This is a genomic window from Streptococcus oralis subsp. dentisani (genome assembly GCF_007475365.1).
GTDB classification, from domain to species: Bacteria; Bacillota; Bacilli; order Lactobacillales; family Streptococcaceae; genus Streptococcus; species Streptococcus mitis_AX.
Window position 1 is genome coordinate 899,666 of sequence record NZ_CP034442.1, and the last position, 15,545, is coordinate 915,210.

The following is a 15,545-nucleotide window of genomic DNA, read 5'->3' on the forward strand; positions in this document are numbered from 1 at the left end:
GAAGCTCAGGTCATTTCTTAGTCCTTTTTAATCTGATAATAAATAAGGTCCGCAACGTAGTCTTTTCTCTCCACACCATTGGTAATGGTTTTTAGATAAGACATTCCCGCTTTTTCCATCACACGGCCTGAAGCTGGGTTGAGACTGGCATATCGTGCTCTGACTTTTTGAAAACCTGCTTGAGTAAAACAAAAGTCTAACACAGCTTTCAAGGCCTCTGTCATCATACCTCGGCCCCAATAGTTTTTTCCTAAAACATACCCAATTTCACAATAAGAATCATTCTCATCTATTTCAACGATACTGATATCTCCTATCACATGCTCAGGATCTTCTTTGAGACAAATGGCCCATTTGAAATAGTGGAGATTGGCATAGGAGGCAACCCAATTTCGAATCGAATTCCGAGTCACCTCTACATCAGGATGGGGATCCCAGGTAAGATAGGTCAGATTCTCAGCAGATGAAGCCCAATTTTGAAACATGGCTTCCGCATCATTCTCCACAAATCTTCTCAAAATCAAACGTTCTGTCTGTAATATTTGCGTACCGATTGCTTTCATGACACTGCCTCACTTTCTGATATATGGTTCTCTGTCAAATCTCCATTGAAACTTGTTTTTGCTTTCGAATCTCAATGCTCAAGCTAAAAATATCCACTGGGCCTCCTCGTTTTCCTGTTTCTAGACTCGGGGTAAAAAGGCCCCCCGGACCTTCTTCGCTTTCTCATTTCTAGGCTCAGGGTAAAAACCTCCACTGGAGGTTCCTCGTTTTCCCGTTTCTAGACTCGGGCTGAAAACCTCCACTGGAGGTTTTCACTCCCAAAAGTCATCAAATACGGTGATGGGTAGGTGGCGTTTATGTTGGCCTTTGTGCCACCAGTTTTCAATAGTCGCTTGGGCTTCTGGGCTGATTGTTTTGCCTTCTAGGTAATCATCAATTTCATTGTAAGTGACTCCAAGTGCGACTTCGTCTGCAATACCTGGTTTTTCTTCTTCCAAATCTGCTGTTGGGATTTTTTCATAAAGTGCTGGGTCTGCACCAAGTTCCTTCAAAAGTTGTTTTCCTTGGCGTTTATTGAGGCGGTAAAGAGGGAGAATGTCTGCACCACCGTCACCAAACTTGGTAAAAAAGCCTGTGATATTTTCCGCAGCATGGTCTGTTCCAATGACCGCTCCGCTATGGGCACCCGCAAGAGCATATTGGGCAATCATACGACTACGAGCTTTAATATTGCCCTTGTTAAAGTCTGAAACAGGACTTCCTGCCGCTTCAACTGCAGCTGTCATGGCATCAGCTGATTCCTTGATATTCACAACCAAGCTGACATCTGGTTGGATGAAAGCAAGAGCTTTTTGAGCATCTGCTTCATCAGCTTGCACGCCATATGGTAGACGGACAGCGATAAATTGGTAGCTGTCATCTCCTGTCTCAGCTCGCATTTCTTCCATCGCTAATTGCGCCAAGCGCCCTGCCAAGGTTGAGTCTTGTCCTCCAGAAATCCCTAGTACAAAGGTTTTGAGGAAGGGGTGTTTTTTCAAGTATCTCTTTAAGAAATCAATCGAACGACGAATTTCCTCCTGGGCGTCAATCACTGGTTTAACCCCTAGTTGCTGGATAATGGTTTCTTGCAAACTCATTCTTCTTCTCCTTCGCCAAGAGCTTCCTTGCGCATCTTGTCAATCAAGTCCATCTTATCTTGCCAAATATCACGCGCCAAATCTACTGGATAGTGCTGTGGATTGAGTACCCGTTTATACTCATCCCAAAGCTTGTCAAATTCCTTACGGGCATAGGCCTGAATGTCAGTCAAACTAGGCAAGTCATAAACTAATTTCCCTGCTTTGAAGATATCCACCAAGAGAGGAACGGCATCAAAGTTTCGAACGGTCTTCTTAATGTAAGTATAGGTCGGATGGAACATTTTGATTTCAGTCATGCTGGCAACATCCACACCGTCATAGGTGATGTAGTCACCTTCTGACTTGCCTTTTTCACGACTGGTAATGCGCCATACCTGCTTCTTACCTGGTGTCGATACTTTTTCAGCATTGCTTGAAAGCTTTATGGTATTGCGCATCTTACCAGTTTCATCTTCGATAGCTACAATCTTATAAACCGCTCCAAGAGCAGGCTGATCATAGGCCGTAATCAGCTTGGTACCTACTCCCCAAACGTCAATCTTAGCGTGTTGCATTTTGAGGTTAAGGATGGTATTTTCATCGAGGTCATTAGAAGCGTAAATTTTGGCATCTGGATATCCAGCCTCATCTAACTGTTGACGGACTTTCTTGGAAATGTAGGCAATGTCCCCAGAGTCGATCCGCACACCCATAAAGTTAATCTGATCACCCAGCTCACGCGCCACCTGAATGGCAGCTGGCACACCGATTCGCAACGTGTCATAAGTATCTACTAGAAAGACACAGTCACGATGGGTCGCCGCATAAGCCTTGAAGGCTTCATAGTCGTTTCCATAAACTTGTACCAAGGCATGGGCATGAGTCCCCAAGACAGGAATATCAAAGAGTTTACCAGCACGCACGTTGCTGGTTCCATTGGCGCCACCAATCACGGCTGCGCGTGTTCCCCAGATAGCCGCATCCATTTCTTGCGCACGACGTGTCCCAAACTCCATCAAAGGTTCATCTTCAATAACCGAACGAATACGAGCTGCCTTAGTAGCCACCAAGGTCTGGTAGTTGACGATATTCAAAAGAGCCGTTTCGACCAACTGACATTGGGCTAGAGGGCCTTCCACCTGCACAATCGGTTCATTAGCAAAGACCAAATCCCCTTCTTGGGCAGAACGAACGGTCAACTCCAACTGGAAATTGCGAAGGTAATCCAAGAATGCTCCATGATAGCCTAGCGACTCCAAGTAGTCAATATCACTATCTGAAAAGCGTAAGTCTTTAAGATAATGTACAATTCTTTCCAAACCAGCAAAAACCGCATAACCGTTGTTAAATGGTTGCTGGCGGAAGTAAACTTCAAAGACCGCCTTCTTATTGTGAATCCCTTGGTCAAAGTAAACTTGCATCATATTAATCTGGTACAAGTCCGTGTGCAATGTCAAACTATCATCTGGATACATCTGTTTTCCTTCTTCCTTCTTTATAAAGGTATGAACGTATTCTACCACTTTCACACCATCCGATAAATCAGTACTATTATAACACATTTTACCGAGATTGATAAAAAGCTAACAAGCTATTCTCCATTCTCCAGTTCATCTATATCTTGCTCAAACTTTTTTTGAGCCCATTCGCCATAACTTTTAAGGCCGAGATTGCCGATAAAAACCCAAGGAAGGTAAATCAGATAAGTAATGACCCAAGCAGACAAGTATTTAAAATTCAGAGGATTGTGCTGATAAATTTCGATATTGAATTGATAATTCTGCAACATCAAGAGAGTCGTAATAGCGAGAGTCACCAGCAAGCACCCTACAATCGTAAAATGAAAACGACTATAGTAGGTCACTCCAAGTTGTCGTGCACGATTGAAAAAGAAGAAAATTCCTAAAAGAAGGGTAACCAGAAGAATATCAGGATTAAAAAGAGCAGGTGCTAATACAGCCACCAAATAACTTAGAAGAATGAGCCCGATAAACACATGAAAAGACTCTGTCCCAGCTTTGTTAATCAGTTGTTCTTCTCTTTCGTCTAATAATTGATAATAAAAAAATCTATTTTTCATCTTCTTCCTCCCAAACTTGCTGATTTCTGCGATTCAAGTATAGGATAACTCTATCCATAGAATAACTCCCAACGAGATAGATGATAACTGCTAGAACCACTTTTAGAGAGTACTTCCAAGTCAATAGACTGACCAGTTCCTCGCGATTGCCTACGATATCAATCAATAAAATCACTATAGAAAATCCCAAAGCAGATAAAATTCTTTCTTTTCCAGTATTCTCAACAATATCTCGAATATCAATTCCCACATACATGCGGCGAATAATGGCATACAAACCTACTCCAATCAATAAAAGTAATTCTGGTGAATAGGATAGAAGCGTTAAATTAAAAATATAAACTTTGGCAAAAATTTCCAGTGCCAAAAATAGGCACATTCCCAAAAGAATTTCTCCTGAAATCTTTCCATCCAATTTTTCCGTACGTTCATCTTTGATAACAAGTTTTTTTCTATTTTTCATCTTCTTCCTCCCAAAATAGTTGGTCTAATGTTTTTCCTAAGCATCTGCAAATGGACTGGCAGAGGGAGAGACTCGGATTGTATTTCCCAGCTTCAATCAAGCCTATAGTCTGCCTAGTAACGCCCACAGCTTCGGCCAAATCCCCTTGTGTTAAATCACGCTCCACCCGAGCTAATTTTAACTTTAAATTTTTAGCCACTAGCGTCCTCCTTCACATTCTTAAAAAGTTGCGCTTCTTTTAAAAACATTATACCATATATCTAACTTAATGCAATATATAAATGTCATTTTGTAAGATTTTATTAACAAAAAAAACTCTCTACTACAAAAAATAGAGAGCATTGCCTTTAAATATAGGATTTCAAAATATCAACGACATCACTTCTTTTCTTGACCTGATGGGCCTTTATGCCCAATTTCTGAGCTGCGTTTGTATTGTCCTCAATATCGTCTAGAAAGACACAATTTGTAGGATCTAGCTGGTATTTATCGAGAATCTCCTTAAACATTACCAAATCAGGCTTTATAGCTTTTATATCATAGGATAAGACAAAGCCATCTAAAAGTTCTTTTAAGGGAGATAGTTGCTCTTCCAGCAAGTCATAAAATACCTTTGAGGTATTGGACAAGACAAAGATGCGATGCCCCTTTTTCTTTAGTTCTGACAAGACAGGAAAGACTTCCGTATAAATGTCAATGTAGCTAGGCCAGTTCCAGATAACTTCTTCGACCTTCTTTTGATAGGTCCTGCCAATCATTGACACAACTTTAAGCACCAACTCTTCTCTCGTCATGGTTCCAAGATCTAATCTTTCCCAAAGCCCCGACTGAAAAATGGCCTTATCTAAAATCAAATATTCTTCCTTCGTATCCGAAACACCTTGTAAAATCTTATCCTTGTTCCATTCTAATAAAACGTTGCCCATATCTAGTATGATATCCATTAGCCCACCTCCATAGTGATGTGAAGATTTCCTCTCTGCTTTATGCCTTCATGTTTACCTTACAAATCCTTTTGGTAATAATATCTTTGCCCTGTGTAGGGATAGTCTTGCAAGGTAAAGACTTCCTTGTAGCCATGCCTTTTATAAAAATCTGGCGCTTGAAACTGGTAAGTATTCACGAAAGCAAACTGACAGTTTCGTTTCTTAGCTTCACTTTCAACTTCCTGCAATAGTTTTGAACCGATTCCCTGTCCTCGCGATTCCTCTTTCACAAACAAATACTCGATTTCCAACCAATTTCCGAAAGTCTCTGCTACCAAGCCCGCCAAGAGATTGCCCTTTTCATCTTCGACATAAAGATTCAGTGGCTCGCTTTCAGCCTCTTCTCTTTTGGAACGATTATAAGCACGAATCAGATTTCCTATTTCTTGCGCTTTCTGGGACGCTTTATTTTCCAATCTAAAGTGCATCCAAACCTCCTTCGAACTGTTACAGCTTGATTATAATCTTATTTCAATAGACTGTCAAACTAAAAAGAACTCACCAAGCAAAGTTGATGAGTTCATGATTTATTTCCTAAATTTCCACTGGCTATAAATTCCGAAACCGATAATCCAGATAGCAGAACCAACTGCCCCCATGAAGGTAGACTCTTGTAAAAAGAGGGTTACAAAGACAAAAATAAAGAAGAGCATGGTTAAAGGATTTAAGAAACGATACTGAGGCATGAGGTAGCCATCCGCCATGAAGTCTTGTGACTTGCGGTATTTGAGATGAGCCACCATGATCAAGATATAAATCGCGATGTAAACACCTGATGAAGACGCCGTAATCAAAGCAAAGGCATCGGAAACACCTGGCAAAACATTGATAAAGGCAGCTAGAGCAATCAAGATTGCTGAGGCAATAATGGCATTTTGCGGAACATTGTGACGAGAAAGATTATCTGCCTTGATCGCTTTTAAGAAGCGATTGGGTGAATCATGGGCAATCTGGTAAAGGTGTCGCCCTGTTGAATAGAGGGTTGAATTAAGAGCAGATGCTGCCGACGTCAAAACAACGAAGTTAATCAGAGCTGCCGCCCACTTGATACCTGCTAGCTCAAAAACCGTTACAAATGGTGAATCTGAAGAAGCAAGTTCTCTCCAGGGAATGATAGACATAATGGCTAATAGGGCTCCACCATAGAAGAAGACAATTCGGAGGGGAATTTCTTTAACTGCTTTTGGCAAAACCTGACGAGGATTCTTGGTTTCAGAAGTTGTCACTCCGATAAACTCAATCATCAGATAGGCAAAAAATACCATTTGAAAAGCCATGACAAAGTTCATAACACCGTTTGGGAAAAGAGAGAACTGATTGCTGATATTTGCCAAACTTGCAGCACCATGCGGTGTCTCAAATCCTGTCAAAACCATAAAGGCTCCCGTTGCAATCATAGCTAAAATAGCCACAATTTTAACCATAGCAAACCAAAACTCGACTTCTCCAAAGAGCTTAACTGCAATCAGATTGACCAAGGCCAAAATCGTTAAAAAGACAATCTGGATCAGCCAACTAGGCCAGCTAGGAAACCAAAACTGAACATAATGCGAGATCGCAGTGATTTCTGCCATACCGATAAAGACAACAGACAACCAATAAGACCAAACCGAGAAATAACCCCAGCCTTTCCCCAAATGACGGGTGATAAAGTTGATAAAAGTATGTTGTTCTGGATCCTGGTAGAGCATCTCTCCAACAGCCCTCATCATCAAAAACATAAAGGCTCCTGTAATCATGTAAATCAGGATGATAGAAGGTCCAGTAAGGCTGATGGAGCGACCGGCACCTAGGAAAAGACCTGTTCCGATTGTTCCCGCAATAGCCATCACCTGAACATGGCGATTGGTTAATCCACGATCCATCTTATTTTTTTTCTTATTTTCACTCATATAGTCTCCTATTTTATTCAAAAAACCAAAAAGGAGTTGAGCAAGGCAAAGCCTCTACTACTCCTTTTTCATTCTATTTAGGCTGTTTTTTCAACCTTTAAGATTTTGACATCATAGCTACCAACTGGTGTTTCAATGGTCGCTGTATCACCAGTCTTCTTGCCGATCAAGGCTTGTCCAATTGGGCTCTCATTTGAAACCTTACCAGCAAAAGCATCTGCACCTGCGGAACCGACGATGATATAGACTTCTTTGTCATCTTCACCGATTTCTTGGATCGTTACAGTCTTACCGATTGCTACCTCATCTTGGGCAACTGCATCGCTATTAACGATTTCAGCATAGCGAATTTTTGTTTCTAGACTTGAAATTTGTCCTTCAACAAAAGCTTGCTCATCCTTAGCTGCTTCATACTCACTATTTTCTGAAAGGTCTCCGTAGGAACGAGCAATTTTGATACGTTCTACCACTTCAGGACGACGAACGAGTTTCAACTCCTCTAATTCTTTTTCTAGTTTTTCCTTCTCTTCAAGGGTCATTGGGTAAGTTTTTTCTGCCATTTTTCTCAACTTTCTTTTCTTAATTTGTTTTTAAAACAAAATTATGTGGAAAACCACATAATTTTAGTTTGAACTACTTGATTGGGTTAATTTGCTATTGATGTGTTCTGCAACGTTTTGATCATGTTCTTCTTTGGTCGTTGCAAAGTACACTTTACCATCTTCGACATTGGCTACAAAGTATAAGTAGTCACTCTTTGTCTGATTTACACTTGCTTCGATGGCATCCAGACTTGGACTGTCTACCGGTCCAGGCATGAGGCCAAGGTGTGTATAAACATTGTAAGGTGAATCAATCGTTGTATCAATTCCAGCATCATCCGCTAGGCTAATCTTTTGACCAAGCTTGCCTTGAGCATACAGGATAGCGATATTACTTTGAAGCGGCATACCGAGATTTAGGCGATTATAGAAGACACCAGCAATTTTCTTGCGGTCTTCCGTCTTGGCACCTTCTTTTTCAACAAGAGAAGCGATACTGAGCAATTCATTGACAGTCAGATTCTTTTCTTTGATCGTAGCGTAATATGGTGACAAGGCTTTATCCATAGCAGCTAACATCTCATCAATCAAACTTTCAACTGTAGTGCTTTCTTTGATGGTATAAGTTGCTGGGAAAAGGTAACCTTCTAGGCGATAACGAACCCCGCTATCTTTTGTTGGTAGACTTCCAAGCAAGTTTGGATACTTGGCTACTAATTGTGAGATAAAGGTCTCATCTTGAGCTTTTGCCAAGAAAGCATCCGCAGTAAGCGGCTCTTTAAATTCACCTTGAAGTTGCCCTACTGTTTGAGCGATTTGCTCTAATGTATATCCTTCTGGAATTGTCAGGCTTGCAAGAGCTGGTTCTTGAGGTTCAGGAGTTCCACCTTTTTGCAATTCTTGGATCAATTCATCTGTACTCATGCTCTTCTTCAAGTTGTAATAACCTGATTTTAAGTCTGCACTCTTATATTTAGCATACAAACTAAAGATAAGTCCATGTTTTACCAAACCAGATTTTTCCAAAGTGCTCCCAATTTCTTGAATATTTGAACCTTCTGGGATTTGAACCGTTACGTAGTCCTTAGAGCTCGCATCAACTGGTTTTAAGGATTCTTGAACGTATCCATAACCAAAGAATCCACCAATACCTACGAGCACTAGGAGAACTAGGAAAGTTAGCAAGCAACCTTTGGCTTTTGATTTCTTCTTTTTCTTAGCTGGTTTTACTCCTTCACGGCGACTACGACTTGGAGAATCTGTTAGGTTATCAACTTTCTCAACTGGAGCAGGGACTACATTCTCCACAACAGGAGGGACTGATTCTTCTTTATTGTCATCCATTTTATAGGAAACAGCCACTTTAGTTGGAGTAGTATTAAACTCTTTCTCTTCCTTTTTAGGCTCTACAGCATCAATCTTGGCTGGTGCAGGCTCTTCTAGTTTTGACTCTTCTGGTTCTGGTGCTGGTGCTGTCACTTCGCTTGATTCAAAACTTGGGCGTGGTGGCACACTTGGGGCATTTTTAAGGATTTCATCGACAGTTGACAGAGAGTCTACCATTAAATCTTCTGTGGCAAGATTTGATTCTTGTTCAGAAGGGGCAGGTGGAGTTACTTGAGAAGATGGAGTTGGTGGGGTAGTTGGACTTTCATCCTCTTTTCCTCTTCTTTCTCTCTCTCTGACTCTCTCTAAATCGCGTAAAATCTGTTCTTTAAAGCTTAATGTTTCTTCTTCTCTTGATTTCTCGCTCAAAAGCTTTACCTCCTTGTTGGCAATCCATAACATTATATCTTAAAAGTCGCAGAAAAGCAACAAAATATACCTTTCTCCAACTATATTTCTTGTTTTCAAGGCTTCCAAACCATGTTATACCAAGTCTCACCTGCATAGGTGGACTGGGATATTCCTTCATTAACAAATCCATGTTTTTCGTAATAGGAGATAAGGTAATCATGACAGGTCAGGTTAATGCCTTCTCGTTCATGTTCTAAAGCGACTTCCTTCAGAGCACTTAACAGTTTTTTCCCCACTCCCAAAGCTTGCGCTTCCTTAGCTATGGAGAGACAGGTCACAGAAATATAACCTCCAGGTTTATGGCTATAGTCTTTTATTTCTTCTGTAAAGGACTGATCTTGTAGATGACGATGTGGGACGACCGGACCTTCAATGTAGCCAAGGATACGTCCCTCTTTTTCAGCGACGAGAAAGCTGGTCTGAATTTCCCGCAAATGGGCCTCAAAGACCGAACGAGGAATGGCTTCTTCAAGGGAGAAATTCTCCAGCTCTATCTCTAAAATACGATCTAAATCCGAAAATCTTGCTTGTCTGATTTTCATATTTCCTCCTGATAAAAAGGATTAGCCCAAGTCAGATACCATTCAGAACCACTGCCATAATGACTCCCTGTCACTTCTTCCTCAACAAAGCCATTCATTTCAAAATATGATAGTAACTCATCAGGACTTTGCAAAAGAATACCTTGGTAATCTAGCTCGACAGTCACTTGTTTCAAGCTGGCAAGGAGAAGAGTTCCCAAACCTTGCCCAAGACGGTCTGGATGAATGGCTAGATGCTTGATTTCAAGGCTCGCGCTTGTTTGAGTGTGAGTTCCTGACAATTCAGCCCCAAGAATATAGCCCACAAGCTGGTTTTCATCTCTAGCTACAAGAAAGGTACCCGCAGTCTTGCGGATACTCTCTTCTAAGGATTGGAGGCTAAGTGACTCTTCTGATGAAGGATTGGCTTCTTCAATCGCCAACATTTCGTCTAAATCTGATAAGGTGGCTTGCCTTATAGTGATTGGAATTTCCATCTGGTTTTCCTTATTGGACATTGCTTGTCAAGTTAGACAAAAGACCTTCAAATGAGTACTCATAGGTTTGGATGTCTCCGGCACCCATAAAGACATAGACAGCATTGTCATGGTCTAGGAGTGGCGATACATTTTCAACGGTGATGACTTGGTTTTTCTTAGTGATCTTGCTTGCTAGATCTTCTACCTTGACATCTCCGTGATCTACCTCACGTGCTGATCCATAGATTTGCGCTAAGTAGACTGCATCTGCCTGATTCAAGGCTTGGGCAAAATCATCCAACAAGGCGATGGTTCTTGTAAAGGTATGCGGTTGGAAGATTGCTACGATTTCCTTGCTTGGGTATTTCTGACGAGCCGCATCCAAGGTCGCGATGATTTCTGTTGGATGGTGGGCAAAGTCATCAATGATCACTGTATCATTGACAATTTTCTCAGTGAAACGACGCTTGACACCCGCAAAGGTTTTCAAGTGTTCACGCACCAAGTTCAAATCAAATCCTGCTGTGTAAAGAAGACCAATAACAGCTGTCGCATTCATGATATTGTGACGACCAAAGGTTGGAATGTGGAATTGTCCCAATTCTTGACCACGGAAGTGAACTGTAAAGGTTGATCCAGTCGTAGAACGAAGGAGATCACTAGCTACAAAGTCATTGCCCTCAGCTTCAAACCCATAGTAATAGATTGGCGCATTGGCTGTGATCTTACGCAACTCAGCATCCTCACCGTATACAAACAAACCTTTGGTAATTTGTTTGGCATAGTCGTTAAAGGCATTGAAAACATCCTCTAGACTTGTAAAGTAGTCTGGATGATCAAAGTCAATGTTGGTGATGATAGAGTATTCTGGATGGTAAGGCATGAAATGGCGCTCGTATTCGTCTGATTCGAAGACAAAATATTTAGCATTTTCTGAACCACGACCTGTCCCATCACCAATCAAAAAGCTGGTGTCTGTGATGTGAGACAAGACGTGTGACAACATACCAGTCGTTGAAGTTTTCCCATGTGCTCCTGCCACTCCCATGCTGACAAAGTCGCGCATAAAGCTACCTAGGAATTCGTGGTAACGTTTGTAGCTGATACCATTTTGATCTGCATAGGCGATTTCAACGTTGTTATCTGGACGGAAGGCATTTCCAGCGATAATCTCCACATCACCTTGTAGGTTCTTTTCATCAAAAGGAAGAATCGCAATTCCTGCCTGCTCTAGTCCACGTTGAGTAAAGTAGTACTTTTCAACGTCTGACCCTTGAACCTTATGCCCCATTTGGTGCAACATCAAGGCCAAGGCACTCATCCCTGATCCCTTGATTCCAATAAAATGATATGTTTTTGACATGCTTTTCTCCCTTATTCAGTGATTCTTGTCAGATTCAACTCTTGGGCAACCTGACGTTCCTGTTCTGTTTGCTTATTCTTTTTATTATAGATTTGACTCTTCTTTAGAAAATCATAGTTGTTCTTTTTATTTTTTCCCGTTTGGGTTTTCGGAGTTGGAGTCGCCACTTGGCCAACCTCTTCAGCTAGAATATAGTGAGACTGGATCAAGTTTTTGCTAAACTTGGCAAACTCACCTGGATTTTCCTTTTGAAATGGTGCTGTTGGTTGGCTTCCATGACGAGCATGTGTGGAAGAAGAATGACGTCTGGTATGATTAACGTCTTGCGTCAAGTATTTGGCTGAACGTTTCTTTTTTAGATCCGCACGCGCTTCTTCTCGAGCCATCTCAGCATAAGTCTTTTCAACTTTTTTTACTTCTGGAGCTGGTTCTGGCTTTTTGCTAACCACAGGAGCAACTACACTAGCTTTCTCAACAATAGGAGACCATTCTAAATAGTTTTTATCGCGGTAATCGCCTTTGATATTGCTGATAAAGTCAGACTCATCATACAAGTCCATGACTGGCATTTCGGTCAGCATGATCTCATCATCTGACACCAATGGAAATCGATCTTGTTTCATTTTGTATTTCCTTTCAACACTTCATTATAGCGTATTGTCTTGATTTTTCAAGTGCTGGCTTCAGAAATTCCCAAAATTTCACGAATTTCTGCCAGATTAAGACTCGCACGCGACTCCGTACCATCTAAAACTTGGGAAACCAAATGTTTCTTTTGTTCTTGAAGTTCTTGGATTTTCTCTTCAATGGTTCCCTTGGTAATCAAACGATAGACCTCGACCATCTGCTCCTGCCCCATGCGGTGGGCTCGTCCGATAGCCTGTGCTTCGACAGCGGGATTCCACCAGAGGTCAACCAAAATAACCGTATCAGCTCCCGTTAGATTGAGACCAACACCACCCGCCTTCAGAGAGATGAGAAAGGTGTCTCTTTCTCCTTGATTAAAGGCCTTGGTCATCTCTTGTCTGTCTTGAGCAGGAGTTGAGCCTGTAATTTTAAAAGAAGTCAAGCCCAAGTCTGGGAGTTCTTGCTCGATTTTTTCCAACATCCCTTTGAACTGGGAGAAAATCAAGACTCGATGCCCACCAGCAGCCACTTGTAGCAATAAATCTCGGAGACTATCCAATTTACCACTAGCTCCTTGGTAATCGTCCATAAAGAGTGCTGGAGTATCGCAGATTTGGCGCAATCGCATGAGACCAGATAAGATTTCTACCCGACTTCTCTGGAATTCTTTATCTGTCACTTGAGCTAGGCGGTCTCGCATCTGTTGCAACTGGGCCAGATAAATGGCCTTCTGCTGGTCTTCCAGTTCGTTTTTATAGACGACTTCAATCAAATCAGGCAGTTCTGTTAGAACTTCTTCTTTCTTACGTCTCATGACGAAGGGCTTAATAAACTGCGCCACTCGCTCAGCTGGTAATTTCATAAACTCTTTCTTGTTCGGCAAGAGCCCTGGAAGTACAATTTGAAAGATAGACCACAACTCTCCTAGATGGTTTTCTATGGGCGTACCTGACAATGCAAAGACTGCTGGCACCACAAACTGGCGCAAACTCTGAGCAATCTTGGTTTGAGCATTTTTCATGACCTGGGCTTCATCTAAAAAGAGAAAATCAAAGGACATCTCTTGATAAAGCTCGCTGTCTTGACGAAAGGTGGCATAGCTAGTCACATAGATTTGGTGATTTTCAGAAAGAATCGCTTCTCGATTCGCTTTCAAACCATGAACGACAGCCACATCCAACTGTGGGGCAAATTTCCTGAATTCATCTGCCCAGTTGTAGATTAAACCTGACGGCGCTAAAATCAAGACCCGACTATCTTCTGTCACCTGACTAGTCAAAAAAGCGATGGTTTGCAGTGTTTTTCCCAGTCCCATATCATCTGCTAGGATGCCACCAAAGCCATAGCGGTAAAGCATCTGAAGCCAACGGACTCCCTTTTCTTGATAGTCTCTCAAACTCGCCTGCACCTGTATATCTCCCAAAGGAAAGTCCTCTGGATGAGTCAAATCATGAGCTAAATGCTGAAATTCCTCTGTGAAGGAGATCCTGTCTCGACCTTCAAAAAGCTGAGAAAGGCTATAAGCCAGAGATTTCCGAGCTTGAAAAGAACCATCTTTTAGCTCAACCCCCAGTTCCTGTAAATTTTGACGAATCTGCTTGGTTTCCTCATCAAAAAAGTACACTTGGTCAGAAGAACTGATATAGAAATCCTGATTGCTGGTCAGGGCTTTAAGAGCTTGATCAATCTCTTCTTGGGCAATCCCTTGGAAATCAAATTGGATTTCCAACAGTCCCCCCTTAGACTCGATCTGAACCTGAGGAGCTTGGACACTGTAGAGCTGATTTATCTCATCAGACAAGAAAACCTGACCCAACTTCTCAAAAGCAGGAATCGTATGTTGAAAGAAAGCATAAACCGATTCTGGTTTCAAAGCCTGTCTCCAAGACTGAAAATCAGCCTCAAAACCAGCCCCTAAACTAACTTGAAATATCTGGCTTTCTACGGCAGCATCGCTAGCGAAAGGTAATTCTTCCATCTGTTGATGACTAGTCACCTGAATATCTCCATAATCAAACTCGATATCCAAGCGGATACGACCATCCTCCTCCTTATTAAAGTAAAAGATTGGTGAAAACTGTCTAATTTGCAAACGCTCGGGAGCAGAAACCGTGCCCAGCTGCCCAAACAAAGACAGACAGGCGGCCAAACGGTCACGATCACTGTTGTCAAACTGGAGGCATTTTCTCCCTCTTTCCTCCCGAGGGAGCTCCTTGAGTTCCTTCAAAAGAGTTATCTGATTAGGGGTCAAGAAATAAACATTTCCTTTACGAAAGAGAACCGCTCCCCCATAAAACACGTTGACTCGCTCACTTTCAGAAATCTCCATCTCAAAATAATCAGGATACTCCTGCACAGAAAAAGAGAAAAGGTTTGCTTCTGGATCTAAATCATGAAAGAGAAGATTTTCATAACTAATAATCTGGTGTTCAAAATGAAAATCTTCCAAGTTCATCAGCAACTCCACTCCCTGCTCAAAAAAGGTCAGAGGAAAAAAGAGGTGACGACCTTGATTGGGGAAAAAGAGATCTTGACTCAGTCCCTCCTCAATCAAGCCACATAAGAAAGTAAGAACATCTTGACTAGCTGTATCAAAAGCATTCCAAGACAAGTCATTCTCGTAGTGTTTCCCAATCATATATGGCTTTCGGTGGACTAAGACCTTCAAAAAGAGTGGAATATCACGGATGACGTAATATTTTTGACTCTCAAGCAAACCGATTCGGAGAGTCCAAAGGAGGCGATTGGTTCCAGCTTCCACCTGGCCTTGAGCCGACAAAGTGTAGATTTTCTCTCTCTTCTGAGGTTGGATACGCTCCAAAAAACTTCCACCAAAACTAACCTTGGTTTCAACTTCTTCTTGCTCTTCATATCCTTTTTCTAAGGCTTGTAAAATCACCTGGCCTTCTTCATCGTTCTTCAGATAATGCTCGAGCGCTGCGAGGTGAACACAGTAACCTCTTTTTTGGAAAAAATCACAAGCACAAAAAACAAGATCATCCTCTAAACTGTAGCGCAAGTCTTCTCCCGCCACACGTGTATAGAGTCGGTTCCCTTTTTCCTTGATGATCTCAATCTTGCCCGTCTCATAGAGGGTGATTCCCTCCATGCGCAACTTTCCTGGAATCAATTTAGCCATAATTTCCCCTTTATCTTATCTCTTCATTATACCA

The 15,545-nt window shown here is 41.8% G+C and carries 16 protein-coding genes; all 16 read right to left on the reverse strand.

Going from position 1 to position 15,545, the window contains the following annotated elements:
• Positions 1–17: 17 nt before the first annotated feature.
• Positions 18–563, reverse strand: a complete 546-nt coding sequence (locus EJF26_RS04600; protein WP_000643814.1) for a GNAT family N-acetyltransferase — start codon at positions 561–563, stop codon at positions 18–20.
• Positions 564–815: 252 nt separating this feature from the next.
• Positions 816–1,640 carry an NAD(+) synthase gene (nadE, locus tag EJF26_RS04605; protein ID WP_000058058.1) on the reverse strand — a complete coding sequence of 275 codons (825 nt, stop codon included), beginning with the start codon at positions 1,638–1,640 and terminating at the stop codon, positions 816–818.
• Positions 1,637–3,097, reverse strand: a complete 1,461-nt coding sequence (locus tag EJF26_RS04610) for a nicotinate phosphoribosyltransferase (RefSeq protein WP_025169004.1) — start codon at positions 3,095–3,097, stop codon at positions 1,637–1,639. Before EJF26_RS04610 ends, nadE begins: the two co-directional genes overlap by 4 nt.
• Positions 3,098–3,213: 116 nt before the next feature.
• The gene (locus tag EJF26_RS04615; protein WP_000797148.1) at positions 3,214–3,702 is read right to left on the reverse strand and encodes a DUF6773 family protein; all 489 of its coding nucleotides are present in this window, start codon (positions 3,700–3,702) and stop codon (positions 3,214–3,216) included.
• Positions 3,692–4,165: a DUF6773 family protein gene (locus EJF26_RS04620; RefSeq protein ID WP_000797305.1), complete on the reverse strand. Its 474-nt coding sequence runs from the start codon at positions 4,163–4,165 to the stop codon at positions 3,692–3,694. The genes EJF26_RS04615 and EJF26_RS04620 overlap by 11 nt, the downstream gene beginning before the upstream one ends.
• Positions 4,155–4,364 carry a helix-turn-helix transcriptional regulator gene (locus EJF26_RS04625; RefSeq protein ID WP_001107502.1) on the reverse strand — a complete coding sequence of 70 codons (210 nt, stop codon included), beginning with the start codon at positions 4,362–4,364 and terminating at the stop codon, positions 4,155–4,157. The genes EJF26_RS04620 and EJF26_RS04625 overlap by 11 nt, the downstream gene beginning before the upstream one ends.
• 148 nt (positions 4,365–4,512) lie before the next feature.
• A complete protein-coding gene (locus EJF26_RS04630; protein WP_000351389.1) occupies positions 4,513–5,109 on the reverse strand; it encodes an HAD family hydrolase in 597 nt (198 codons plus the stop codon).
• A gap of 59 nt (positions 5,110–5,168) precedes the next feature.
• On the reverse strand, positions 5,169–5,579 hold the full coding sequence (locus EJF26_RS04635; protein WP_000545708.1) for a GNAT family N-acetyltransferase: 411 nt from the start codon (positions 5,577–5,579) through the stop codon (positions 5,169–5,171).
• A gap of 99 nt (positions 5,580–5,678) precedes the next feature.
• Positions 5,679–7,043, reverse strand: coding sequence for an amino acid permease (locus EJF26_RS04640; protein WP_001293563.1), 1,365 nt, complete (start codon positions 7,041–7,043; stop codon positions 5,679–5,681).
• Positions 7,044–7,120: 77 nt separating this feature from the next.
• The gene (greA, locus tag EJF26_RS04645) at positions 7,121–7,603 is read right to left on the reverse strand and encodes a transcription elongation factor GreA (RefSeq protein ID WP_000818757.1); all 483 of its coding nucleotides are present in this window, start codon (positions 7,601–7,603) and stop codon (positions 7,121–7,123) included.
• 63 nt (positions 7,604–7,666) lie between these two features.
• Positions 7,667–9,373: an endolytic transglycosylase MltG gene (mltG, locus tag EJF26_RS04650; protein ID WP_080563335.1), complete on the reverse strand. Its 1,707-nt coding sequence runs from the start codon at positions 9,371–9,373 to the stop codon at positions 7,667–7,669.
• Positions 9,374–9,435: 62 nt separating this feature from the next.
• On the reverse strand, positions 9,436–9,924 hold the full coding sequence (locus EJF26_RS04655; RefSeq protein ID WP_000702427.1) for a GNAT family N-acetyltransferase: 489 nt from the start codon (positions 9,922–9,924) through the stop codon (positions 9,436–9,438).
• Positions 9,921–10,400: a GNAT family N-acetyltransferase gene (locus EJF26_RS04660; protein WP_000405308.1), complete on the reverse strand. Its 480-nt coding sequence runs from the start codon at positions 10,398–10,400 to the stop codon at positions 9,921–9,923. The genes EJF26_RS04655 and EJF26_RS04660 overlap by 4 nt, the downstream gene beginning before the upstream one ends.
• 10 nt (positions 10,401–10,410) lie before the next feature.
• The gene (murC, locus tag EJF26_RS04665) at positions 10,411–11,745 is read right to left on the reverse strand and encodes a UDP-N-acetylmuramate--L-alanine ligase (RefSeq protein WP_000048082.1); all 1,335 of its coding nucleotides are present in this window, start codon (positions 11,743–11,745) and stop codon (positions 10,411–10,413) included.
• Between the two features lie 11 nt (positions 11,746–11,756).
• Positions 11,757–12,368: a divisome accessory protein ZapJ gene (locus tag EJF26_RS04670; protein WP_000806741.1), complete on the reverse strand. Its 612-nt coding sequence runs from the start codon at positions 12,366–12,368 to the stop codon at positions 11,757–11,759.
• A gap of 47 nt (positions 12,369–12,415) precedes the next feature.
• On the reverse strand, positions 12,416–15,511 hold the full coding sequence (locus EJF26_RS04675) for a pilus expression-regulating Snf2 family helicase (protein WP_001096251.1): 3,096 nt from the start codon (positions 15,509–15,511) through the stop codon (positions 12,416–12,418).
• Between the last annotated feature and the right edge of the window lie 34 nt (positions 15,512–15,545).

Coding starts and splice junctions, on each gene's coding strand:
- EJF26_RS04600 (WP_000643814.1), bottom strand. CDS start 563: ATGAAAGCAATCGGTACGCAAATATTACAGACAGAACGTTTGATTTTG.
- nadE (WP_000058058.1), bottom strand. CDS start 1,640: ATGAGTTTGCAAGAAACCATTATCCAGCAACTAGGGGTTAAACCAGTG.
- EJF26_RS04610 (WP_025169004.1), bottom strand. CDS start 3,097: ATGTATCCAGATGATAGTTTGACATTGCACACGGACTTGTACCAGATT.
- EJF26_RS04615 (WP_000797148.1), bottom strand. CDS start 3,702: ATGAAAAATAGATTTTTTTATTATCAATTATTAGACGAAAGAGAAGAA.
- EJF26_RS04620 (WP_000797305.1), bottom strand. CDS start 4,165: ATGAAAAATAGAAAAAAACTTGTTATCAAAGATGAACGTACGGAAAAA.
- EJF26_RS04630 (WP_000351389.1), bottom strand. CDS start 5,109: ATGGATATCATACTAGATATGGGCAACGTTTTATTAGAATGGAACAAG.
- EJF26_RS04635 (WP_000545708.1), bottom strand. CDS start 5,579: ATGCACTTTAGATTGGAAAATAAAGCGTCCCAGAAAGCGCAAGAAATA.
- EJF26_RS04640 (WP_001293563.1), bottom strand. CDS start 7,043: ATGAGTGAAAATAAGAAAAAAAATAAGATGGATCGTGGATTAACCAAT.
- greA (WP_000818757.1), bottom strand. CDS start 7,603: ATGGCAGAAAAAACTTACCCAATGACCCTTGAAGAGAAGGAAAAACTA.
- mltG (WP_080563335.1), bottom strand. CDS start 9,373: ATGTTATGGATTGCCAACAAGGAGGTAAAGCTTTTGAGCGAGAAATCA.
- EJF26_RS04655 (WP_000702427.1), bottom strand. CDS start 9,924: ATGAAAATCAGACAAGCAAGATTTTCGGATTTAGATCGTATTTTAGAG.
- EJF26_RS04660 (WP_000405308.1), bottom strand. CDS start 10,400: ATGGAAATTCCAATCACTATAAGGCAAGCCACCTTATCAGATTTAGAC.
- murC (WP_000048082.1), bottom strand. CDS start 11,745: ATGTCAAAAACATATCATTTTATTGGAATCAAGGGATCAGGGATGAGT.
- EJF26_RS04670 (WP_000806741.1), bottom strand. CDS start 12,368: ATGAAACAAGATCGATTTCCATTGGTGTCAGATGATGAGATCATGCTG.
- EJF26_RS04675 (WP_001096251.1), bottom strand. CDS start 15,511: ATGGCTAAATTGATTCCAGGAAAGTTGCGCATGGAGGGAATCACCCTC.